This window comes from Peribacillus sp. B65 (genome assembly GCF_058513295.1).
Window position 1 is genome coordinate 3604249 of sequence record NZ_CP195840.1, and the last position, 18983, is coordinate 3623231.

General features: G+C 42.1%; 15 protein-coding genes. 5 read left to right on the forward strand and 10 right to left on the reverse strand.

Going from position 1 to position 18983, the window contains the following annotated elements; all coding sequences use genetic code 11:
- Positions 1-386: 386 nt before the first annotated feature.
- From ACSR9O_RS17630 to ACSR9O_RS17655, 6 genes are all read right to left on the reverse strand, one after another.
- Positions 387-707: a hypothetical protein gene (locus ACSR9O_RS17630; RefSeq protein ID WP_491724834.1), complete on the reverse strand. Its 321-nt coding sequence runs from the start codon at positions 705-707 to the stop codon at positions 387-389.
- Between the two features lie 168 nt (positions 708-875).
- Positions 876-5207: an endonuclease gene (locus ACSR9O_RS17635; protein ID WP_491724835.1), complete on the reverse strand. Its 4332-nt coding sequence runs from the start codon at positions 5205-5207 to the stop codon at positions 876-878.
- A 54-nt stretch (positions 5208-5261) separates the two neighbouring features.
- Entirely contained in the window at positions 5262-8072 is a 2811-nt protein-coding gene (locus tag ACSR9O_RS17640; protein WP_491724836.1) for a bifunctional metallophosphatase/5'-nucleotidase, read from the reverse strand.
- A gap of 542 nt (positions 8073-8614) precedes the next feature.
- On the reverse strand, positions 8615-9466 hold the full coding sequence (locus tag ACSR9O_RS17645; RefSeq protein ID WP_402944147.1) for a pirin family protein: 852 nt from the start codon (positions 9464-9466) through the stop codon (positions 8615-8617).
- Positions 9467-9536: 70 nt separating this feature from the next.
- On the reverse strand, positions 9537-10010 hold the full coding sequence (locus ACSR9O_RS17650) for a MarR family winged helix-turn-helix transcriptional regulator (protein WP_402944150.1): 474 nt from the start codon (positions 10008-10010) through the stop codon (positions 9537-9539).
- 182 nt (positions 10011-10192) lie between these two features.
- Entirely contained in the window at positions 10193-10747 is a 555-nt protein-coding gene (locus tag ACSR9O_RS17655; RefSeq protein ID WP_260356605.1) for a helix-turn-helix domain-containing protein, read from the reverse strand.
- 103 nt (positions 10748-10850) lie between these two features.
- Between ACSR9O_RS17655 and ACSR9O_RS17660 the strand changes: the two genes are divergently transcribed.
- On the forward strand, positions 10851-11435 hold the full coding sequence (locus ACSR9O_RS17660; RefSeq protein WP_230177769.1) for a LysE family transporter: 585 nt from the start codon (positions 10851-10853) through the stop codon (positions 11433-11435).
- A 224-nt stretch (positions 11436-11659) separates the two neighbouring features.
- Here the strand turns inward: ACSR9O_RS17660 and ACSR9O_RS17665 are convergent, their stop codons facing one another.
- Both ACSR9O_RS17665 and ACSR9O_RS17670 read right to left on the reverse strand, forming a co-directional pair.
- A complete protein-coding gene (locus tag ACSR9O_RS17665) occupies positions 11660-12445 on the reverse strand; it encodes a PhzF family phenazine biosynthesis protein (protein WP_491724837.1) in 786 nt (261 codons plus the stop codon).
- 298 nt (positions 12446-12743) lie between these two features.
- Positions 12744-14156: a LysM peptidoglycan-binding domain-containing protein gene (locus ACSR9O_RS17670; protein ID WP_260356602.1), complete on the reverse strand. Its 1413-nt coding sequence runs from the start codon at positions 14154-14156 to the stop codon at positions 12744-12746.
- 136 nt (positions 14157-14292) lie between these two features.
- Here ACSR9O_RS17670 and ACSR9O_RS17675 point away from each other — a divergent pair, with 136 nt between their 5' ends.
- The 4 genes from ACSR9O_RS17675 to ACSR9O_RS17690 all read left to right on the forward strand — a co-directional run bounded on the left by ACSR9O_RS17675 (position 14293) and on the right by ACSR9O_RS17690 (position 16326).
- Complete coding sequence (locus ACSR9O_RS17675) at positions 14293-14481, forward strand: hypothetical protein (RefSeq protein WP_491724838.1); 189 nt, start codon at positions 14293-14295, stop codon at positions 14479-14481.
- Positions 14482-14490: 9 nt separating this feature from the next.
- Positions 14491-14775: a hypothetical protein gene (locus tag ACSR9O_RS17680; protein WP_491724839.1), complete on the forward strand. Its 285-nt coding sequence runs from the start codon at positions 14491-14493 to the stop codon at positions 14773-14775.
- Between the two features lie 46 nt (positions 14776-14821).
- Entirely contained in the window at positions 14822-15199 is a 378-nt protein-coding gene (locus tag ACSR9O_RS17685; RefSeq protein WP_260356600.1) for a YndA family protein, read from the forward strand.
- 377 nt (positions 15200-15576) lie between these two features.
- Positions 15577-16326 (forward strand): sulfite exporter TauE/SafE family protein, encoded by a 750-nt coding sequence (locus ACSR9O_RS17690; RefSeq protein WP_491724840.1) that lies wholly within the window; start codon positions 15577-15579, stop codon positions 16324-16326.
- Positions 16327-16404: 78 nt separating this feature from the next.
- On the opposite strand, the gene ACSR9O_RS17695 is transcribed toward ACSR9O_RS17690, so the two are convergent.
- Both ACSR9O_RS17695 and ACSR9O_RS17700 read right to left on the reverse strand, forming a co-directional pair.
- On the reverse strand, positions 16405-18009 hold the full coding sequence (locus ACSR9O_RS17695) for an ABC transporter permease (RefSeq protein WP_491724841.1): 1605 nt from the start codon (positions 18007-18009) through the stop codon (positions 16405-16407).
- On the reverse strand, positions 18009-18926 hold the full coding sequence (locus tag ACSR9O_RS17700; RefSeq protein ID WP_260356599.1) for an ABC transporter ATP-binding protein: 918 nt from the start codon (positions 18924-18926) through the stop codon (positions 18009-18011). Before ACSR9O_RS17700 ends, ACSR9O_RS17695 begins: the two co-directional genes overlap by 1 nt.
- Between the last annotated feature and the right edge of the window lie 57 nt (positions 18927-18983).

Genomic DNA, 18983 nt, shown 5'->3' on the forward strand with positions numbered 1-18983 from the left:
TGAAATGCCCCATTTCTGGCAATATATTTTTTAACCGTCTTTTAAGGATGAATGAAGATTAAAAAGCGGCATAATTACTATATTAAAATATTTTTGTCATTCCTGCAATGAAAACCCTTTCATTGCATATCCCATATTAACATATATTACATAACATACCTACCAAAATATTTACTATTTAATGCAAAATAAACGTTTGATTTTTCAGTATTTTAAGATAATTAACTATCAATGATTAACTTTATATAAAAGCATGAAAAAAAGCAGCCTTGTGGCCACTTTCAGTTTGTATACAAAAAATCGTGAGCACTTGCATAGTCACGACTTTTTCTTTTTAAGCAAACCAGCTAATAGTAGCGACTCAATTCATCCATTAAAGGGCCCCTTTATTGAATAAGAAGGTCATTTCCTCGACCGTTCACGCAGTTATTCGGTCTACCACCCTCTCGATTCGACCGTTCACCCACTTTATTCGACCTTTCACCCTCTCGATTCAACCGTTCACCTACTTTATTCGACCTTCCACCCTCTCGATTCGACCGTTCACGGACTTTATTCGACCTTCCACCCTCTCGATTCGACCGTTCACCTACTTTATTCGACCTTCCACCCTCTCGATTCGACCAATTCACGTACTTTATTCGACCTTCCACCCGCTCGATTCGACCTAAACCGCCCTTTATTCGACCTTTAACAATTTTTTTCATTATTTTGCGGTCCACGCATTAAATGCCAAGCGACGCACTCATTTAACAGGGTCTCCGCTAGCCAGTTAAACCAAGTCTCCTCTTAACATCATGGTTGCACTTTCGTCCCCCTTGTGTCAGCAAACTAAAAAAGCAGCCATCAGGCTGCTTTCCCTTCTATCTCCGATTTTAACTTGCCTTTTTCTCATCGATGGATTTAGCGGCACCCCAAATTTCGGCTGCCCATTCAGGATGGTCGATGAATGGATTGCGGTTATTTTGCCAGTCATGAATGACATCATTTCGATGGCTCTCGAAATCGTCTACTGGATCGAGTTCATTCCATTTCAATAGTGTCGATAGCTTTCCATGAAGCGGCTTCGGATACGTATTGACTGTATCGGATAATTCAAGATCCAACTCGCCGTCTCCTTCATATCGGACGGCCATGTAAAATAACATCCTTGCTATATCGCCTTTAACATGATCTGGCGGCTCCCATGAATCTGAATCAAACTTACATTCACATCCACTATATGTTTGACCGCCCTCGTCGAAATCAAGGTGGCCCCTTTTCCCATTCACTGTCACATCAGCGGGACGGAGGTGATGAAGGTCTGTTCCGGGACCTTTGCTTGTCCCAAAATCACCGTGGGACTTTGCCCAAACATGTTCACGGTTCCATTGTCCGGCATTGCCCCCATTCGCGTTCTCAGAGATGGATTTTCCAGAGTAAAGCAAGATGACATTCTGTTTGTTCACAGGGTCTTCATCCGTTTCCTTAAGGGCATTCCACACTTGATCATAAGATAACATCGTGTGACCCTTAATAATCGAGTGCAAAACCGATTTCAATTCCGTTCCCGTTTTTCCTGCAGCCGTTTCGTAATAAACTTCAAGCGGCTTATCATTCGATATGGTCAACGTGAAACGGGCAACAACTTCCGATTGCTGGTCCTCGGCCTTGACTGCGACAAGGTATGTTCCAGCTTCATTTGCAGGAAGGATTAATGTCTGACCGGTGACCGTACCGATAGTCGATGAATAGGTAAGTTCATCTCCATCTGGATCTGAGAAGTGCTCACTCAAATCGATGGTGACCTTGGAGCCTGCTTTCACTTCAAGATTTTCCAGGTTTTTCGTCACGACGGGCGCATGATTTTCTTTAGGGTCAAAAGGGGAAGCAATCGCTTCCCCCTTCGAATCGACAAACTTGATATTCGATGTGTCTACGCCATCTGTTACCGACCATTTCTGAACATTTTCAGCGCCCCTGATTTCTTTTACATTAGCGTTATCAATGATGACTTCCTTCACCGCCATGCCTCCAAAATCAATGATTGCGCCTTCCTTATCCGGTTTTATCGTCACAGCAGTATTCTTCAGCCCAAGGCCTTTGAGTACAGCATATGAACCTTTTAACCAGATACCTTCTTCAATGTTCGATGTTTCGTCAAGATCGATCAAAACACTAGGTGAAGCGATCGTAAGTTTTTTTGTTTTAACGTTTGTTAAATTATACGTTTTTTCTGGTGCAGGAGTTTCGACTCCACCAGATTCAGATAAAGAGGTTGAAATCAATACAGGGTCATGATCGCTAGCCCTTCCGTGAACTTCCATGAAGGATGAGTTAATATGGATAATATCGACTTTCGTTGCCGCGGCCATATTATTCGAAACAAGGATATGGTCCAGTACTTGTGAATTGCCTTGATATGTGTAAGAATAACGTTTTTCAAATGGAACTTTTTCGATCATATTGGTTAGGTCTTTGCCCTTTAATGTTTTAAGCGGTGCGGAAAATTCAAAATCATTAAAGTCTCCAAGCAGGACAATATTCGCTTTGGCATCCTGTGACTTGATATCACTGACAAACCGATTGACGATGGAGGCAATTTGAAGCCTTTGCGTTTCACTTGAAAGGACAGGAGGCTGGTTTTTGCCGAATAACGGCTGGTCACCGCCCTTGGAATTAAAATGATTGGCTACCACCACTACGCTTTCACCTTTAAATTCGAATTGAGCAGCCAAAGGCTTCCTGCTTGAAGTGAAGGCGGGATCGGCAGGCTCGATTCGTCCAGGGTTCAAGGTAAGTTTTCCATCTTTGAAGGCCACGGACTGTATTGCCGTTCCTTTCGTTCCTTCAGTTAATTTGACACGGTCGACATTATATAAAAAGCCTACCCGGATATTTCCGCCGGGTGCCCCGCCATCAAGTTTATCTTCTGGAGCGATATCGATGTATTGATATTGAGGTCCGCCCAGCTCTTTTATTTTGTCAGTTAACTTCTTGGCACTTTGAGCAGAATCCGTTGTCTCGCTATCTGTTGCCCCATCATTATCTTGCATTTCCGTTACGCCGATGATATCGGGTTGTTTTAGATTGGTAATGATGGATGTTGCGATCGTTTCAACTTTCGAATTAGCGGTTTGAGTCGAGAAATTCTCGATATTATAGGAAGCGATCGATAGCTTATCAGCATCCTTCTCTAAGGATGTCACTTCCCGAGCCGTACCGCCATCCTTTAATGCCGGCAGCTGAGCTTTATCCGTCAGTACCCTATAGTTGCTATATCCATAGCTGATGACACCCTTAACCGAGCCTTCAAAGTAATCACCGGTTTTAGCTGTAAATGACTCATCATTTATATCCAAGGTAATTCTTTCAGGATTGAAATCCGTTTCCGTTATTTTGACGCCTCCAACTGCAGTCGTCGTTTCCATATTCCCCGGAATCACGACCAATTCACCATAGTCTTGAGGAGCTACCACTTTCGGGTTATATACTTCTACGAGCATGCCTTCCAAACTCTCGTAGAAATCAATGCCGTCTTCACTTGGGTTAAAGTCTGTCAATCTATCATCATCGATGTTCTCAGACGGTGGAATGACATCTTTTCCAATGATGATCGGTTCTGGCATAGCTGCAGTGCCAAGCTTTTCAATCATCGTATTGGTCAATTCAGTTGTTGGCAGATCCGTCGTTTTCATTTCAGCGTATCCTTCGATATACCATTCGGCAACTTTACCTGCCACTTTGACATGATCTCCCGCTTTCAGGCCATGTGCTTTGTTGTACACAAGTATTCCCTCGGATGTCTTCAGGTCCTTATCCGGGTTGGGATCTTGCATGTAAAAGTTATTCGCATCTTTTACATACGTGACGACACCTTCCACACCTGAGACGAGTTGAGTTTCATATGATGAAAAATGATTCATCCCTTGAATGTCACGAATCTTCACTTCATTGGTTTTGGTAACGGTATAGGCAAATGTGAAAACTTCCGATGTCTTGTCATTGACAGCGATTGCCTTGATGACCGTATCTTTCGTTAAAATGATAGGTTCTGTGTACACAGCACTTGAAGACGTCGGTGCGGATCCATCCAGCGTATAATGGATTTTCGCTGCTTCCCAACCAGATTCAAGTGATACCTTTGTATTTTCACTAACCGTACCAGGGAAAATATCCGTGTAAACGGCTGGTTTGTTCACCAGTTCATAATCTTCAATACCACGCGGCTTCAACTGATACGTGTCATTGAACCTCGATCCGATTCCGGTTACAGAAATGACATCCCCTGCTTTAAAGCTCTTCACGAAATCTTCATAACTTGAACCGGTCCGGTTATCATGGCGAACGACAACAGATTTCCCTTCAGTATCTTCCGCCTTGAATTCGAATGTTCCGTATGTTCCCGATGCAGCCAATTCTGTAATGGTTGCTTTCTCAATGGTAACCAGCTCACCTTGTGTTTCCTCATTTACGCCAGATGCATCAATTTTTTGGATATCAGGAAGTTCATTCCCGGAGGAAACCACATTAAGGGAGGTTGGTTGAATTTGTAATTCATTATTATAAGCGGATACTTGTCCGATTAAAGTAACTTTATCCCCTAGCTTTACATCCGCAGGCCACGAAGAACCATAAACATATAGCCCAGCCGTTTCATCCTGGATATAAAAACCCTTTCCTCCCCAATAACCAAGGCCCGTGGTGACCACCCCATCGACCTGCACGACATCTTCAGTATTCGTGCGTGCTTCGGCAATGGAGTCCAGTACCTTTACATCAGGCTGTTCTGGAGTCGTTCCTCCATCAGTGATAATTTTGTAATCCGTCGCGGATTTCAGGCCGGGTACTGAAAAGTACTTTTCAAGCTTCCCCGTAATCGTCACCTGCGCATTGAGTAATTCCGGATGTTCGACCAAATTCAAAGCAGTTCGGATATTTCCGGCTGGAAGCTGAACAGGCATGATTTTCTTAACATCCGTTTCATCCGGTCTATCCGCAATACCTATATTCGTACCTTCAGTAAAAGGCGATGTTTGTTGATAGCTTGTACCGCTTTTAGCTGTACCGACAATGTATCCCTTCACCGTCGCCGTACCGCTGTTATTATTAATCGCTTCCGTTACCGATATTGTCCCTTCCGCTTTTGCAGCGGCTGCATATGGCAAAACCGTTGACAGCACGATCAGTATGGCAAAGAAAAGCTTGCTTATCCCGTTCTTCTTCAAGATCTCAACCCCTTCAACTTTTTTTCGTAGGCTCAGCAGTCATTTGAATACCGCTTAAAGAATGGTTTCGCCATTCACCGTGACACCGCTCATGCTCACGGTCTTACCGTTAAGTCCCGATAAATCCAAATTACCCTCGACTGTAACTTGCGAAAAAGTAAAGTCATCCGGAGGAGTTCCTGTTAATGTAAGATTCCCTTTAACCACTGCATTTTCCAATGAAGCAACATCAGTAATATCAACAACTACATTACCTTCATGTGTTTTTGGCGCATCAGCCGTTCCGCCAAAGTCTTTGGCCAATACCACAGTCGGGTCTGTATTGCTTCCGGCAACATCCTTGATGCGTCCTTCGATGCTTGGATCGACAGTTTTCAGCCCGCTTACATAATCCCGTAAATTCTCCCAATCAGCGAGTCCGATATCCGTCACTCTTCCTTCTTCATAAGCCTTCTTGAAAACGGTGAATCCATCTCCGCCCTTGGCTGTAAAAGCATTGGTCGCCACGACATATTCCTTCGCTGCATCCAATACGGAATATGTTCCATCTTGTCCAAGTACTTCAGCCTTTGTGACACGATTGCCTGCTTCCTTCGAACTGTCGTAGCTGAATTTCATTCCGGAAACATGCAGGAAGCCGCCATTTTCCTTAGGAGCGAGGCTTACACTATGCTCTAATGCTTCATTGATTTCTGCACCCGTAAGCTTCATCGTCGCTAACGTATTCCCAAACGGTAAAACGGTTAGGATTTCCCCTAAGGTGATCTCACCTTGATCGATGCCAGCGCGGATGCCCCCGCCATTTTGGAATGCTATGACCGTATCCTTATTGAATTCCTTCGCTTTAGAAAGCATTCCATCCGTAATTAAATTACCCAGTTCCGTTTCATTTTTGCGAACACTCGGCTTTGTTTCATCTCCTGCATCACGCGGTGTTTCCAACGCCTTCACAGCAGATGCACCAGTCTGCGTATCCTTCAGCTCCTTAATCTTCGAGGAGTATGTTTCGAGCACTTTTGCCGCTTCAGCATCATCCTGTTTTTCAGAAAGCTTAATCAGCTTACCGGCTTGTCCGACAATCTTGCCTTCCTTATCGAAGTTCACATCGATCGTTCCTAAATAGTCGCTATATTGATACCCTTGAACGATGACAGTCGGCTCTTTCGTTTTCCCTTTATCATCTTTGTCAACAACAACGGGGGCGTCTAACTGCGTATGGCTATGTCCGCCCACAATCACGTCGATGCCCTTGACCTTGGCAGCCAATGTTAAATCATTGTCATAAGCCGCATTGTCATCATAACCAATATGGGATACGGCAACTATCTTATTGACACCCATGCCTTTGAACGCCTTGACCGCTTTTTCGGCTTCTTCAAGATAGTTTTCAAATTTTATACTTCCTGGACTTGAAATGTCTTTCGTCTCTTCAGTTGTAAGCCCGAAGAACCCTACCTTTTGGCCATCCACTTGTTTTACGATTCCATTGTATATCTTCCCTTGCTCCGGCTTACTTGAAATTAAATCCGAGAATAGTCCCTTGAATTTATCATCTTTGGAGAAGTCCACATTCGAACTGACAAATGGGAACTGTGCCCCTTTAATGAAGTCAGCCAAAGCTTGATGCCCTTCGGCGCTTGATCCCAAATCAAACTCATGATTCCCGAATGTCATGACATCATATTTCATTAAATTCATGAAGCGAAGATCCGCTTGCCCTTTGAATTCATTAAAATAGAGGGTTCCCGAGAATACGTCACCAGCATCCACCAAAAGAGCTTGCGGCTTACTCTTACGCACTTCCTTAACAGCCGTCACCCTTTTGGCCACATTGTCCAAGTGGGCATGCGTGTCATTCGTATGCATCAAGGAAAGCGTGATCGCCTTCGCTGGATTTTTCAAGGCTTCTTCAGCGGCAGCGACTTTATTATCCGCCAATGCTATTTTCGTCAGGAATTCCTTTCGGTCCGACTCCTTGATTCCATTTAAATTAATGGCTGCTTTCGCCTTTTTAGCCGCGTTTATCTGTTCTTTCGTTTTAAGTTCCCCATTGGCAAGTGCTACATAGGCATTGACCCGTTTGGCCACTTCCTTTTTCTTTTCTGCATATACCGCATCATCATACTTACCTTTCACTTCTTTCACATAGGCGTGTATGGCTTTTCCGAGCTTGGATGTTTTGCTGACTTTTTTCAACTGTGACGAAACGGTTTGCATCCGCTTGTCCGCGGTCTTTAAATCACCCTTCTTCACCCAGTATGCAGCTTTTTCATAGTAGTACGGAACTTTCAGGTCACCGTTCAAAGCTGTTTTGGTCGATACAGTGAATTTATCGTATAGGAGCTTTTCGATTTTCGCACCGTAAACCGTATCTTTAATATCTTTATCTGCCTTTTTCACGGCCTTATCCAGTGCTTCGTATTTATTCCTGATATCTATTGATTTCTTGGCAAGTATTGAATTCGTAAGGGCGCTAATTGATTTACCATGTGAAGCTTTTGCTTTCTCCGCCGCTTTATATCCTTTTACATAACCTTCTGAACGAGTGATGTACTTATCATAAGCTTCGATTTCTTTGTATTTGGCATCTTTTTCTTTTTTGCTTAGCATTGATTTTTTAATGGTAGAGTTGATGTCTTTTTTTGCTTGTTTTGCAGACTTGATTTGTTTTTCAACAGTGGATACTGAAGCGAGTTTAGAAGTGTAGAAATAGGTGTCGAATGGTTTTTTGATTGCTGCCTTGGCCGTTTTGATTTTACTATTCAGGCTAGTGGCAGCATCCGAAGGTGCAGGTGCTACCGCTACGATCGTTGTCGCAGCCATTATGCTAGCTGATGCAATTTTTACGATTTTCTTTTTCCCCATTATAGTTAACCCCCCCATAAGTTCTATACTGACATAACATCCAGCAAACTTATCCATAGAATTGACGCGCTTTTCCAAAAATTTAATTCCGGCAAAATGACTTACCCATACACAAATCCACCCTACTTTTTTCCTCTAAAGATCCGTGTATCTCCTATATTACAACAAAATAATCCAATTTTAAAACAAATTTACAATACAACATCGAATATTAACAGAATATTATCATTATAATCACTCCAAAATACCTAGTGGCTAATTGATGATATATCAAGAAAATTATTTAATGGTAAAATAGAATCAGTTCTATCTAATTCTAAACTTAGTCTTTATACCTAATTGCTGAAAAGCAAAAAAGGGAGAGATTTAAATCTCTCCCAAACTGCAGATAATGACGCCTAAGACTAGTTAGCATCCAGTTTTTTCTTAAAAAAAGTCCAGTTAATTTCAGAAATGCTCTCCCTTATAATCACTATCCCCGCCCACACCAATATGGGAAGATTCAAAAAAAAGAGCATCAATTACGATGCCCTTTTTCCATCTTAATGCTTCAAGAAAGTGCCTTGCCGATACTCAAGGTATGCCTGATCGATTTCCTCTTCAGTATTCATGACAAACGGTCCGCGGGCAACAACAGGCTCCATTAAAGGTTCTCCTGCATATAGAACAAGTCTTAAAGGTTCAGTTGCCGTTATATCAACTTCACTTTCCCCTGATTCTTTACAAGCACCCAGCCATAATACCTGTCCCTTTGAGGCTCTCACTTCGTTGTTACCGAAGATTCCGCTTCCTTCTATTAGATAGATGATTCCGTTGTAGCTTCCTGGTAAATTCTGCGTGACCGATGCTCCAGGCTCCAGGACCATCTCCACCATCGTCACGGGAACATGGTTTTTCGTTGTCGAGATAACATCCTTGGATGATCCGGAAAAGACACGGATCAGTGCTCCTTCTTCTTTTCTGACCGGCATATCTTTTGCCATTAAGTTTTGATATCTTGGTGTCGTCATCTTTTCACTCCGGGGAAGGTTGACCCAAAGTTGAAGGGAATGGGCAGTCACACCTTCGGAAGGCACCTCATTATGCACGACGCCGCTTCCCGCTGTCATCCATTGGACATCACCAGGTCCAAGTATCCCTCCATCCCCGGTATGACTGTCATAGTGCTCGATCGTTCCGTCAATGACGAATGTAACGGTTTCGATTCCCCTGTGCGGGTGGATATCGAATGATCCCTTTTGAAATTTATCCTCCATCATTAAAAGGAACGGATCACTCTTTTCCCAGTTTCCTGGTTCTATGACTGGTCCGGCCGTATGAATCGGACTATACCTTTGAAGCTTCACATCTTTCACTTCGACAATATCTCGTTTAAAATGATTTTCACTTTTCATTACTCCATTCCTCCCTTAAGTTACTAGTAAACTGATAAAAATGCTATCATTATGGCTGCCTGATCCAGTCTTAGGATTCCTCCTTGCTGGCATTAGGCACTTCAATCTGTAAACTATGTCTATGAATCTTTATCATCATCTCATGCATGCGCTTCTTTTCTTCATCATCCAATATATCGAATAATGAAGCTTGGAAATCGGATTGAATAGGCATGACCGTTTCCATTAACTTTTTCCCTTTTTCCGTTAATGAAATATATTTAACCTTCCATTGTTGATTACGGACGATCAAGTTCTCTTTTTCCAGCCTTGTCAGCATATGTGATACGCCTCCACGGCTTATCGTTAGGTGCTCCGCTAATTCGATTTGTGAAACAGGCTGATGGATAAGTACTTGTGCCAACATATCGAATTGGGCAGCGGTGACGCCGAAATGCTGTAAGTGTTCATTCGAAAGCTGATTGCTTCTTTGATAAAAACGAACCATTCGCAGCCAAATCAGCAAACTCAATTTGTTCTCATCCGAAAATCCCCGTCTATCCATGTAAAGCCTGCCTCCCATCTTTGATGCACCATCAGTTTACTAGTAATTTGATGACAAGTCAAATCGTTGGGCCTTTGACTTTTTGAAGCAGTATCCCCAACAGGCAGACCATACCACCAGTCAATCCATAGGGGATATTCACTTTGCTAAGATATATTAACAGAACTACATTACTCCATTTTTTAAGTTGGATAATATAAGATCATGCTTAATCGAGTTAATGTATTCCCTGAATTATGGTAGGCATGCGGTCTGTCAGCCTTGAACCTGATAGAATCACCATTCCTTATTGTAAATTCTTCGTTATTTACACGTACAGTCACTTCCCCTTCAAAAACAGTTATGTACTCTTCCGTCCCTTCCCTATGCGAATCGGAACTTAGGAATCCACCTTTTTCTATCTCGACTGAATATACTTCAAAGCGCTTCTCATCCTCAAAGGGAAAGTGGGGATAAACTCGATATTTGCCGTTATCTTCAGATAATGATTGAATTTCACTTTTTAAAACAATTTTTGTATCCGGCTGCGGACTATTTATCAATGAAGAAAATGAAATCTTTAATCCATTGGCTATTTTCCAAATTGTCGTAATCGTAGGGCTCGATCCTCCCCTTTCTATTTGTCCGATCATCGTTTTGCTTACTCCAGTTAATTCGGCAACCTTTTCAAGACTTAATTTCTTGCTTTCCCTGATGGCTTTTAAATTGTTAGCAATAATAAAATTTATTTCTTCCATAAAAATGCTCCTTATTTACAATATAACGTCGGCATTGTACAATAAAAAGGAAATCGTTATAATGTCAATTTTGGTCATTATAGCATACAAAGGGGAATCAACCATGCCATTACTATCTTTTTTGCTGTTTGTTTTTGTTACCAGTTTCACTCCGGGTCCAAATAACATCATGGCCATGTTATTTGCGAACAAGTACGGGTTAAAAAAGACGATTAAATTTTGTTTCGGAGTAGGTGCCGGTTTTTTTGTAATCATGCTATTGTGCAGTTATTTTAATGTTTTGCTTGAAAATTCCATACCAAAGATTGAATTTATCATGACGATCCTTGGGGCAATTTACATGCTGTATCTGGCCATAAAAATCATTTCCAGTTCAAATAAAGCGAAGGACGATAATGATGACAGGAACAACAGTTTTATAGCAGGGATGCTTTTACAATTCATAAATCCAAAAGGAATCTTATATGGCATCACGGCAATATCGACCTTCATCCTACCTTATCACTCTTCAAATTTCAGCTTACTATTCTTTTCATTATTTCTGGCTTTTGTTGGTTTTATGAGTACGTTCTGCTGGAGTATGTTCGGTTCTGTTTTTCAAACGTTTTTATCAAAGTATAGAAGTCAGTTTAATGTAATCATGGCTTTGTTATTAGTGTATAGTGCCATTTCGATTCTTGCACACTAAAAAAAGGTAAAGGGCACAAACCTTCATTAAGAAGGATTGCCGAGTTGTAAATTTCGAACGTTCATTTCCACACCAGGCACTCGCTTTCCGCGGGCGGTCCGCCCTCGGCGCCTTTGTGCCTGTGGGAACCCCCTTGGACGCACCTTTCCCGCGGAGTCTCGAAAACCGGCTCCAATCAACTTTTTTAAAAATTTAGATGGAACCACTCAAATCTTCCCCCTGCATTAAATGGTTAAGTTCCCTTCGAATATTGTGACGGCATGTCCGGAAAGTTTAACTGTGTCTTCCGTTACTTCAACCTTCAATAGACCTCCTCTTTCCGATGCCTGATAGGCTATAAAAATACTTTTGTCCAGCTTTCTTTTCCAATATGGTCCCAGACAGCAATGGGCCGAGCCCGTTACTTGATCTTCGTCAAGGCCTTGGGCAGGGGAGAAGAAACGTGAAACGAAATCATATTCACTGCTATCCGATTGACTCGTTACAATGACGCCCCGAACCGGCAATTGGGCAATGGAATCTATATCCGGCTTTAAATTCCTTACGATTTCCTCTGATTGAACTTCGACTAGAAGATCCCATTTGTTTTGCCCAACATACTCAGGCTCAACACCTAAAGCCTTTATCAGTAAATCAGGGGCAGCGGTCTCCCTCTCCCTTAATGACGGAAATTCCAACTGAACCATTCCTTCAACGAATTTTGCAGTGAGAAGCCCGCTTTTCGTCTGATAGGCAATCGGCTGATTCCTTGGCACGTATCCTTTATCCCATAAAAAGAAAGAGCTTGCCAGCGTCCCATGTCCACAAATCGGGATTTCAATGAAAGGTGTGAACCATCGCAGCTTCCATTCACCATTATGAGGTTGAATAAAAGCAGTAACAGGCATATTAATCTCTTTAGCTATTCGCTGCATCCACTCGCTGTTACTTTCCCCGGTAAGAAGGCAGACTGCAGCAGGGTTTCCTTTAAAAAGTTGATCTGTAAACGTATTAATGATGGTTAATTCCATTAAATGTTCCTCCGGTAAGTAATATTCTAGTCTCCTAATTCCACAATGAGGAGCCCTTTTCCTTTTTTGAATGACCATTCCTTTGTTTTTTAAAGAGTTCTCATTAAAATGAAAAGGACCACCATATGGCGTCCTCGATTAAGTCCCTTTATCGACTCAGATTCCAAACGATTTTTAACGTTGTTATAAAAATCCAATTCTTGAAATGCATTTCGAAATCACTAAAATAGACAGCTTTATAATAAGCTGCCCATCATATATTAATAATGTTTGATACACCTTGCTGTAACAAAACACCCTACAGTTTCCGTACAATAAATGTATCCCCAAGCAGTTCCCAATTCTGTGGAAAAGGATAACCAAGTACCCAATAACTGAGACCCCTTGACCTGTAAATTTTCACCAAGTCGAATTTGGCTTTGGCACTGCGTGCGTCCTCAAACCAAACTTCATGTGTGCGTCCCTGATTATCTTTGTACCTATAATAAGGGGATTGGGCTGTCTCGTCATATTTTATTTCTGCATTATATTGGACGGCGCGTCTGATGGCTTCCTGCATGTCGAAAGTCTCTGCTTCCTGTCCCTCTTCATGAGGAATAAGCCAGTCCCGTGCATAAATTTGAAATCCTATGAAGATTTTATTTGTTGGTATCACCGTTACGGCATAGTCAAGGACACGCTTTATTTCATTAATGGGAGAGATTGCCTGCGGCGGCCCCTTTCGGTAACCCCATTCATATGTCATCAGCACCACGAAGTCGAGCAGCCGTCCGTGAACTGGATAATCATGTGCCTCAACTAATGGCCCCTTTTGATTGGCGCTAGTTTTTGGGGCAAGGGAGGATGACACAAAGTAACCCTCAGGATGCAATCGATCCACTGCTCTTTGGAGAAAGCGATTATAGAAATCACGGTCCTCTGGTGCTACACTTTCAAAATCGATATTCAATCCACGGTACCCTTTATTTTTCATCGTTTTTATGACGTTGGTTAATAATGTTTCCACTAAACTTAAATTGGAAAGTATCGTATGTGCAAGCTGTGTTCCCGCTTCCGTTGCGGAAAAATTCGTTATGCACATCATGGGTATGACGCCAGTTGACTGTGCCGCCCGTATCGTCGGGGTGTCATCTATGACTTCTAAGCTGCCATCTTTCCTCATTCTATAACCGAATGGACTTACGTAGGTCAAATCGTAGGCTACATCACGTACCTGCTCCGCACCTACTTGCCCGTAAACGTTTGTAAAACCATTTACATCAATGATGGGTTTTGGTTTCTGGGGAATCCTTATTATCCTCCCGATATGAATATTGGACGGATCTGTAATCCGATTCGTTTGCATAATGGCTTGAACTGTCGTTCCATAACGTCTTGCTATATCATAAAGGGTATCTCGCTCCATTACGGTATGATAAATAACCGGGATGGTTAGTCGCTGTCCTGGATAAATAGCAGAAGGATTCGTGATGCGATTCGATTGCATGATTTCCTGTACCGTAATTCCAAACTGATTTGCGATTTTATCTAGAGTATCCCCTTGCTGAACCCTGTACTGAAGATAAGGTTCAGGAATCAAAAGAGCTAGGCCAATCACCAGCTTATCTGGATTTTCAAGGCCATTGATCCGAACAATCCGGTTGATACTGACACCATATTGCTGGGAAATTCCCCACAAAGAATCCCCCCTATTCACCACATGGATTTTCACATGCACAGCCCCGCTTTCCTTCAAAATATTCCTTTCATTTTATTCCCTGGATAGCCCTAATATGTTTTTTTGCGTTCAACACTCATTAAATGAATGTGTTCATAAGCCTGTGAAGGATATAGGGGAAAAAATAATAATGGCAGCTATCAATTCCAGGGAATGTATTGAGGGCTTGTCCATGTATTTTAAAAGAGACTACAGGCATGATAATACGATTTTTAGAGGGGATTTTGAAGCCGAAGTAATCCAGAAGAGAACTATTATTCAGAAGGAAAGGATTCATTTAAGATTCAAAGCTTATGAGCATGAAAGAATTTCAGCATAGGCCTATTCCATGGATTGCAGTGTTAGTTTAGCAGCAACTATGCTGCTGATTGCTGGTATTAGAAATCGAGACGTCTTTACACAAATGGTGGATTCACAGGTAATTAGTTTACTTGATCCGGGAAGGCTTAAAAGTTTAAAGATGATTCAGGAGTACATTTCAAAACTGAATGACGAGCACATTTCACTTTTTTCTCTAATTCCATATATTGGGCATGAAGTAGTGGATACTACAAAAACGCTTCATGAAAAAGTGAATCTTTGGATAGATGATAATATAAAAAATATTGATTAGAATTATATGGAGAATAATAAATCAAAACGGGTGAGGAGGAATGAGCATGAAAATGTTTAAAATGAGTGCTGTGACATTGTTAGCTGCGTTGTTGTTCCCTTCTTCTACATTTGCAAGTGGCTGGGATTACTTAGGAGAACAATCTCTTTATTCTAATGGTGCTGAAAGTGATCAGTTTGCCTCTACTGGTGGTGATTATAAGATTTGTCGGGATTCTTACGTGGGTCCAGCTGGTAAGTTAAAAGTTGAATTATGGGAGTATGATCCTGACAGTTATAATGATTATGTAGGGGTAAGATATTTAGATCGAGGCCAATGTGGTATTTTCCGGGGTATAGGTAACTTTGTTGATGGAGGAAATGAAGCAGAATTTTTTGCGAAATCAAGGACTAACAGTGATATGCATTTAATCTTTTATGATTAATTCACTAACTGAATGAAAAAAAGACCTGAGATTGATTCGTAAATGCTAAAGGATATTCTTCTAAAATATATATATAGGTTTTTTTAGGCTGAAGTATTTCCACTTCAGCCTTTTCTTATGCAGGAAAATAATTATTTGATTTATCTAAATGGAAAGTGTCATAACTTAAAGGTATTGCGCTTTTCCAGCCTCGTTTTTGACTCCTAAGAAACAAAAACAAAGGGTGTGTACCTCTCCATTAAATAATTAATCAAACGTCTTATAAAGAACGTGAAAGGTCTTAAATAACCCGTTTTAAAGTGTCGTTCCCTCAATCCAAAACCGAGTTGGTATGGTATAATTATAGAAGGGTTATTGTGCTTTTAGGAGGTGAAAGAATGACGATCAGCAGCATCATATTGGTGGTGGCGGCAGTGTTTATCGGCGCCTTGATGCGGACGATGTTCGGGTTCGGTGAAGCGATTGTCAGCATGCCTTTGCTTGCCTTACTTCACATTCCGCTTAATACTTCGGTTTCCTTGATTGGATTGGCCGGTCTTACCGTCGCCTCGCTAACCGTCGTTAGCGGATGGCGGCATATCGAACGCGCGGTATTAATCAGGCTGGCGACTTCAACGGTGATCGGCATACCAGCTGGCCTGGCTTTGCTCCATTACGCACCTTCTATGATCATCACTTCTGCACTGGGTGTTTTTTTGGTTGCATATGGGGGTTATTCTCTTCTAAAGCAAAGACTTTTTCAGGCTGTGGAAAAACCATTACTTAACTCGAAGGGCTGGGTGTGGCCGTTCGGTTTTGCGTCGGGAGCCCTTGGCAGCGCCTATAACTTTAATGGGGTGCCGGTCGTCGTCTATGGAACTTTACGAAGGTGGAATCCAGATCGATTCCGCGGAACATTGCAAGCCCATTTCCTAATTTCCGGAATCCTGGTCGTGACGGGTCATGCGCTAGGCGGACTTTGGACAGCCGATTCACTTATTCTTTACGCTTATTCCATTCCAGCTATATTACTTGCGACTGGTCTCGGAATCTTCATGAATAAGCGGATTCCTGCGAAAAAATTCGAAAGCTATTTATTCTTTATCATCATTGCGCTAGGTGTACTATTATTAATTTCCCATGACTGATAACCAAAAGCCTGATTTCTCATTGAAACAATGAGAAATCAGGCTTTTTTCAGGAATAATAGAATCATAGTTGAATCGTCAACCTCGGATATCCCGTTTGTTATATCCGGTAAAGCCAATAGCCAGTAATACTATGGCTATGATGGTAAGCATGGATACTTTCATGAAGTCGATATCTTCAACAGGAAGTTTCGGAATATGGCCAAATGGCGTTAGTTTACTCATCCATTCAGGGAATTGAAGCATTCCCCCTAAATAAACGACCAAGATTGAGTATGTCAAGTAAAGCCAAGTCAAGCCAGATAATTTTGGTACAAAGCCAATGAACAGCACGGCAATGCCAATCATGATCCACATCGCAGGCAGGTAAACCATTGCTGCACTAAATATAGTGCCGAAAGCAACCCCTTCATCCATCACTGAATTCCCGACTGCCCAAAGGCCGATGTCAGCAATCGCAAGCATGAGAAAACCGCTAATAACGGAGATGATAAGATAGCTGCCCATAAGCCTTGTGCGTGATACAGCGCGGCTCAGTAAATGTTCAGTATAGTTCCTTTTTTCTTCCCCTTTAAGCTTTAACATCGCCATTAGAGGCGGGATGGTGCATATCATTGAGATGACTGACATCAACATTGTCAAGAATTGTTCCGTCAGCGAATAGCCCTCAACTGGCGTCAATAGTTCGGCCATCATTTCATTTTTTGCAAAAAAGGATTCTAAATCACCTAAAACGGAACCGTAAGATGTGCCTAAAATGAACATCCCGGCTGCCCAGGCAATCAATCCTGTGCGCTGAAGCCTTAGCGCGAGACCAAGCGGACTTTTTAAAAAGGATGAAGCATATTTTCTGCCAAGCTTAGCCGGTATGAATCCAGCTTCCAAATCACGGATGGCATTCAAATATAGAGATAGTACAACCAAAATGATTGCCGCACCGATCGTAAGGATGATTGGCCACCAATAATTATTCACATATACCTCTGAACCTAAAACCCAACCCAAAGGTGAAAACCAGGAAAGTGTTTCATTGCTGACATCCCCTATCGCCCGAATAAGATAGGAAAGAAGCAAAACAGTGATGGAGTAACCAATCGTACCTCGCGCACTCACCGTAAGCTGGGCAAATAATGCCGTTATCGCCGAGAAGAAAATACCGGTTGCCCCTAACGCAGCTCCATACATAAGGGAACCTTCCAAATCCATACTTTCAATTCCCAGAGCATACAATCCGAAACCCGTTATTAACGCGATCAATGCATTCGTACCAAACGATACGGAAATGGTTGCATATAAATTAGCCAACCGGCCAGCCGGCAATGAACGGATCACCTCGATACGGCCGTCCTCTTCATCTGCGCGTGTATGGCGCGTAACAAGTAAAATACTCATTATCCCCACGGCCATAGCGGTTAACAGTAACATTTGATGCGCCATCATCGCTCCGTTTGTATAGTCATCCAGGCCGTAACCTTTCCCCACCATCGCTGTCATTGCAGGATTCCTCATTGTTTCTGCAATGGTTTGCCTTTCTAGTCCAGTCGGGTACAGATCGGTGAATGCCATTGCAACCATAAATGTAAGGACAGATAGGGAAATTATCCAAACAGGAATCCGAATCCGATCTTGCCGTACGATTAATCGGGAGAGTCTTCCTGTATTATGATAGGACTGGTTTGCCATTATAACGCACCTCCCGCCCCAGAATCAGAAGTCTTCCTTTCACCTTCATAATGGCTCATGAATAAATCTTCCAATGTAGGCGGCGCGCTTTCCAATTTCACAATTCCAAATTGGCATATATACCTCATAACATTATCCAATTCATCTGTATCCACTTGGAATGAAAGTGCTTCGTCTTTCTTCACGATATCCCGAACACCTTTTACACTCAATAAAGCAGGAATAGGCTGCTTCGTTTCGACAAGCAAGCTTGTTCTCGTCAAATGACGCAGCTCATCCAATGTTCCCGTTTCAATTATTTGCCCTTGACGAATGATACCCACTTTATCGCATAACCTTTCCACTTCAGAAAGAATGTGACTGGAAAGTAAAATGCTTTTTCCTTCATTTTTCGCTTCCATCACACATTCCTGGAAAACCCTTTCCATCAATGGATCTAGACCTGATGTTGGTTCATCCAAGATATAAAGGTCGGCATCAGATGAGAAAGCAGCAATCAAAGCAACCTTTTGCCGATTCCCCTTTGAATATGTTCCACATTTCTTGGAAGGATCCAAATCGAATTTTTTTATTAGTTCTTCGCGTCTGCTTTTATTGTTCGCCCCGCGTAATTCAACAAATAGATCAATAACTTCTCCGCCTGTTAAGTTGGGCCATAGGTTCACATCTCCCGGAACATACGCAATTCGCTTGTGAATTTCAACCGCATCTTTCCATGCATCCTTGCCAAAAATCTTCGCTTCTCCATCCGTCGCTTTTAAAATCCCGAGCAGCACACGGATCGTTGTCGATTTTCCAGCACCATTAGGACCGATGAATCCAAATACCTCACCTTCATTCACTTCAATGTTCACACCATTTAAAGCTGTAAACCTTCCAAACTTTTTCGTTAAATTCGTTGTTTTCAATACTGACATCCCTCATCCACCTCTTCCTCTGAAAAGAAATTATGAAATATTTTTATTAATTTAGTT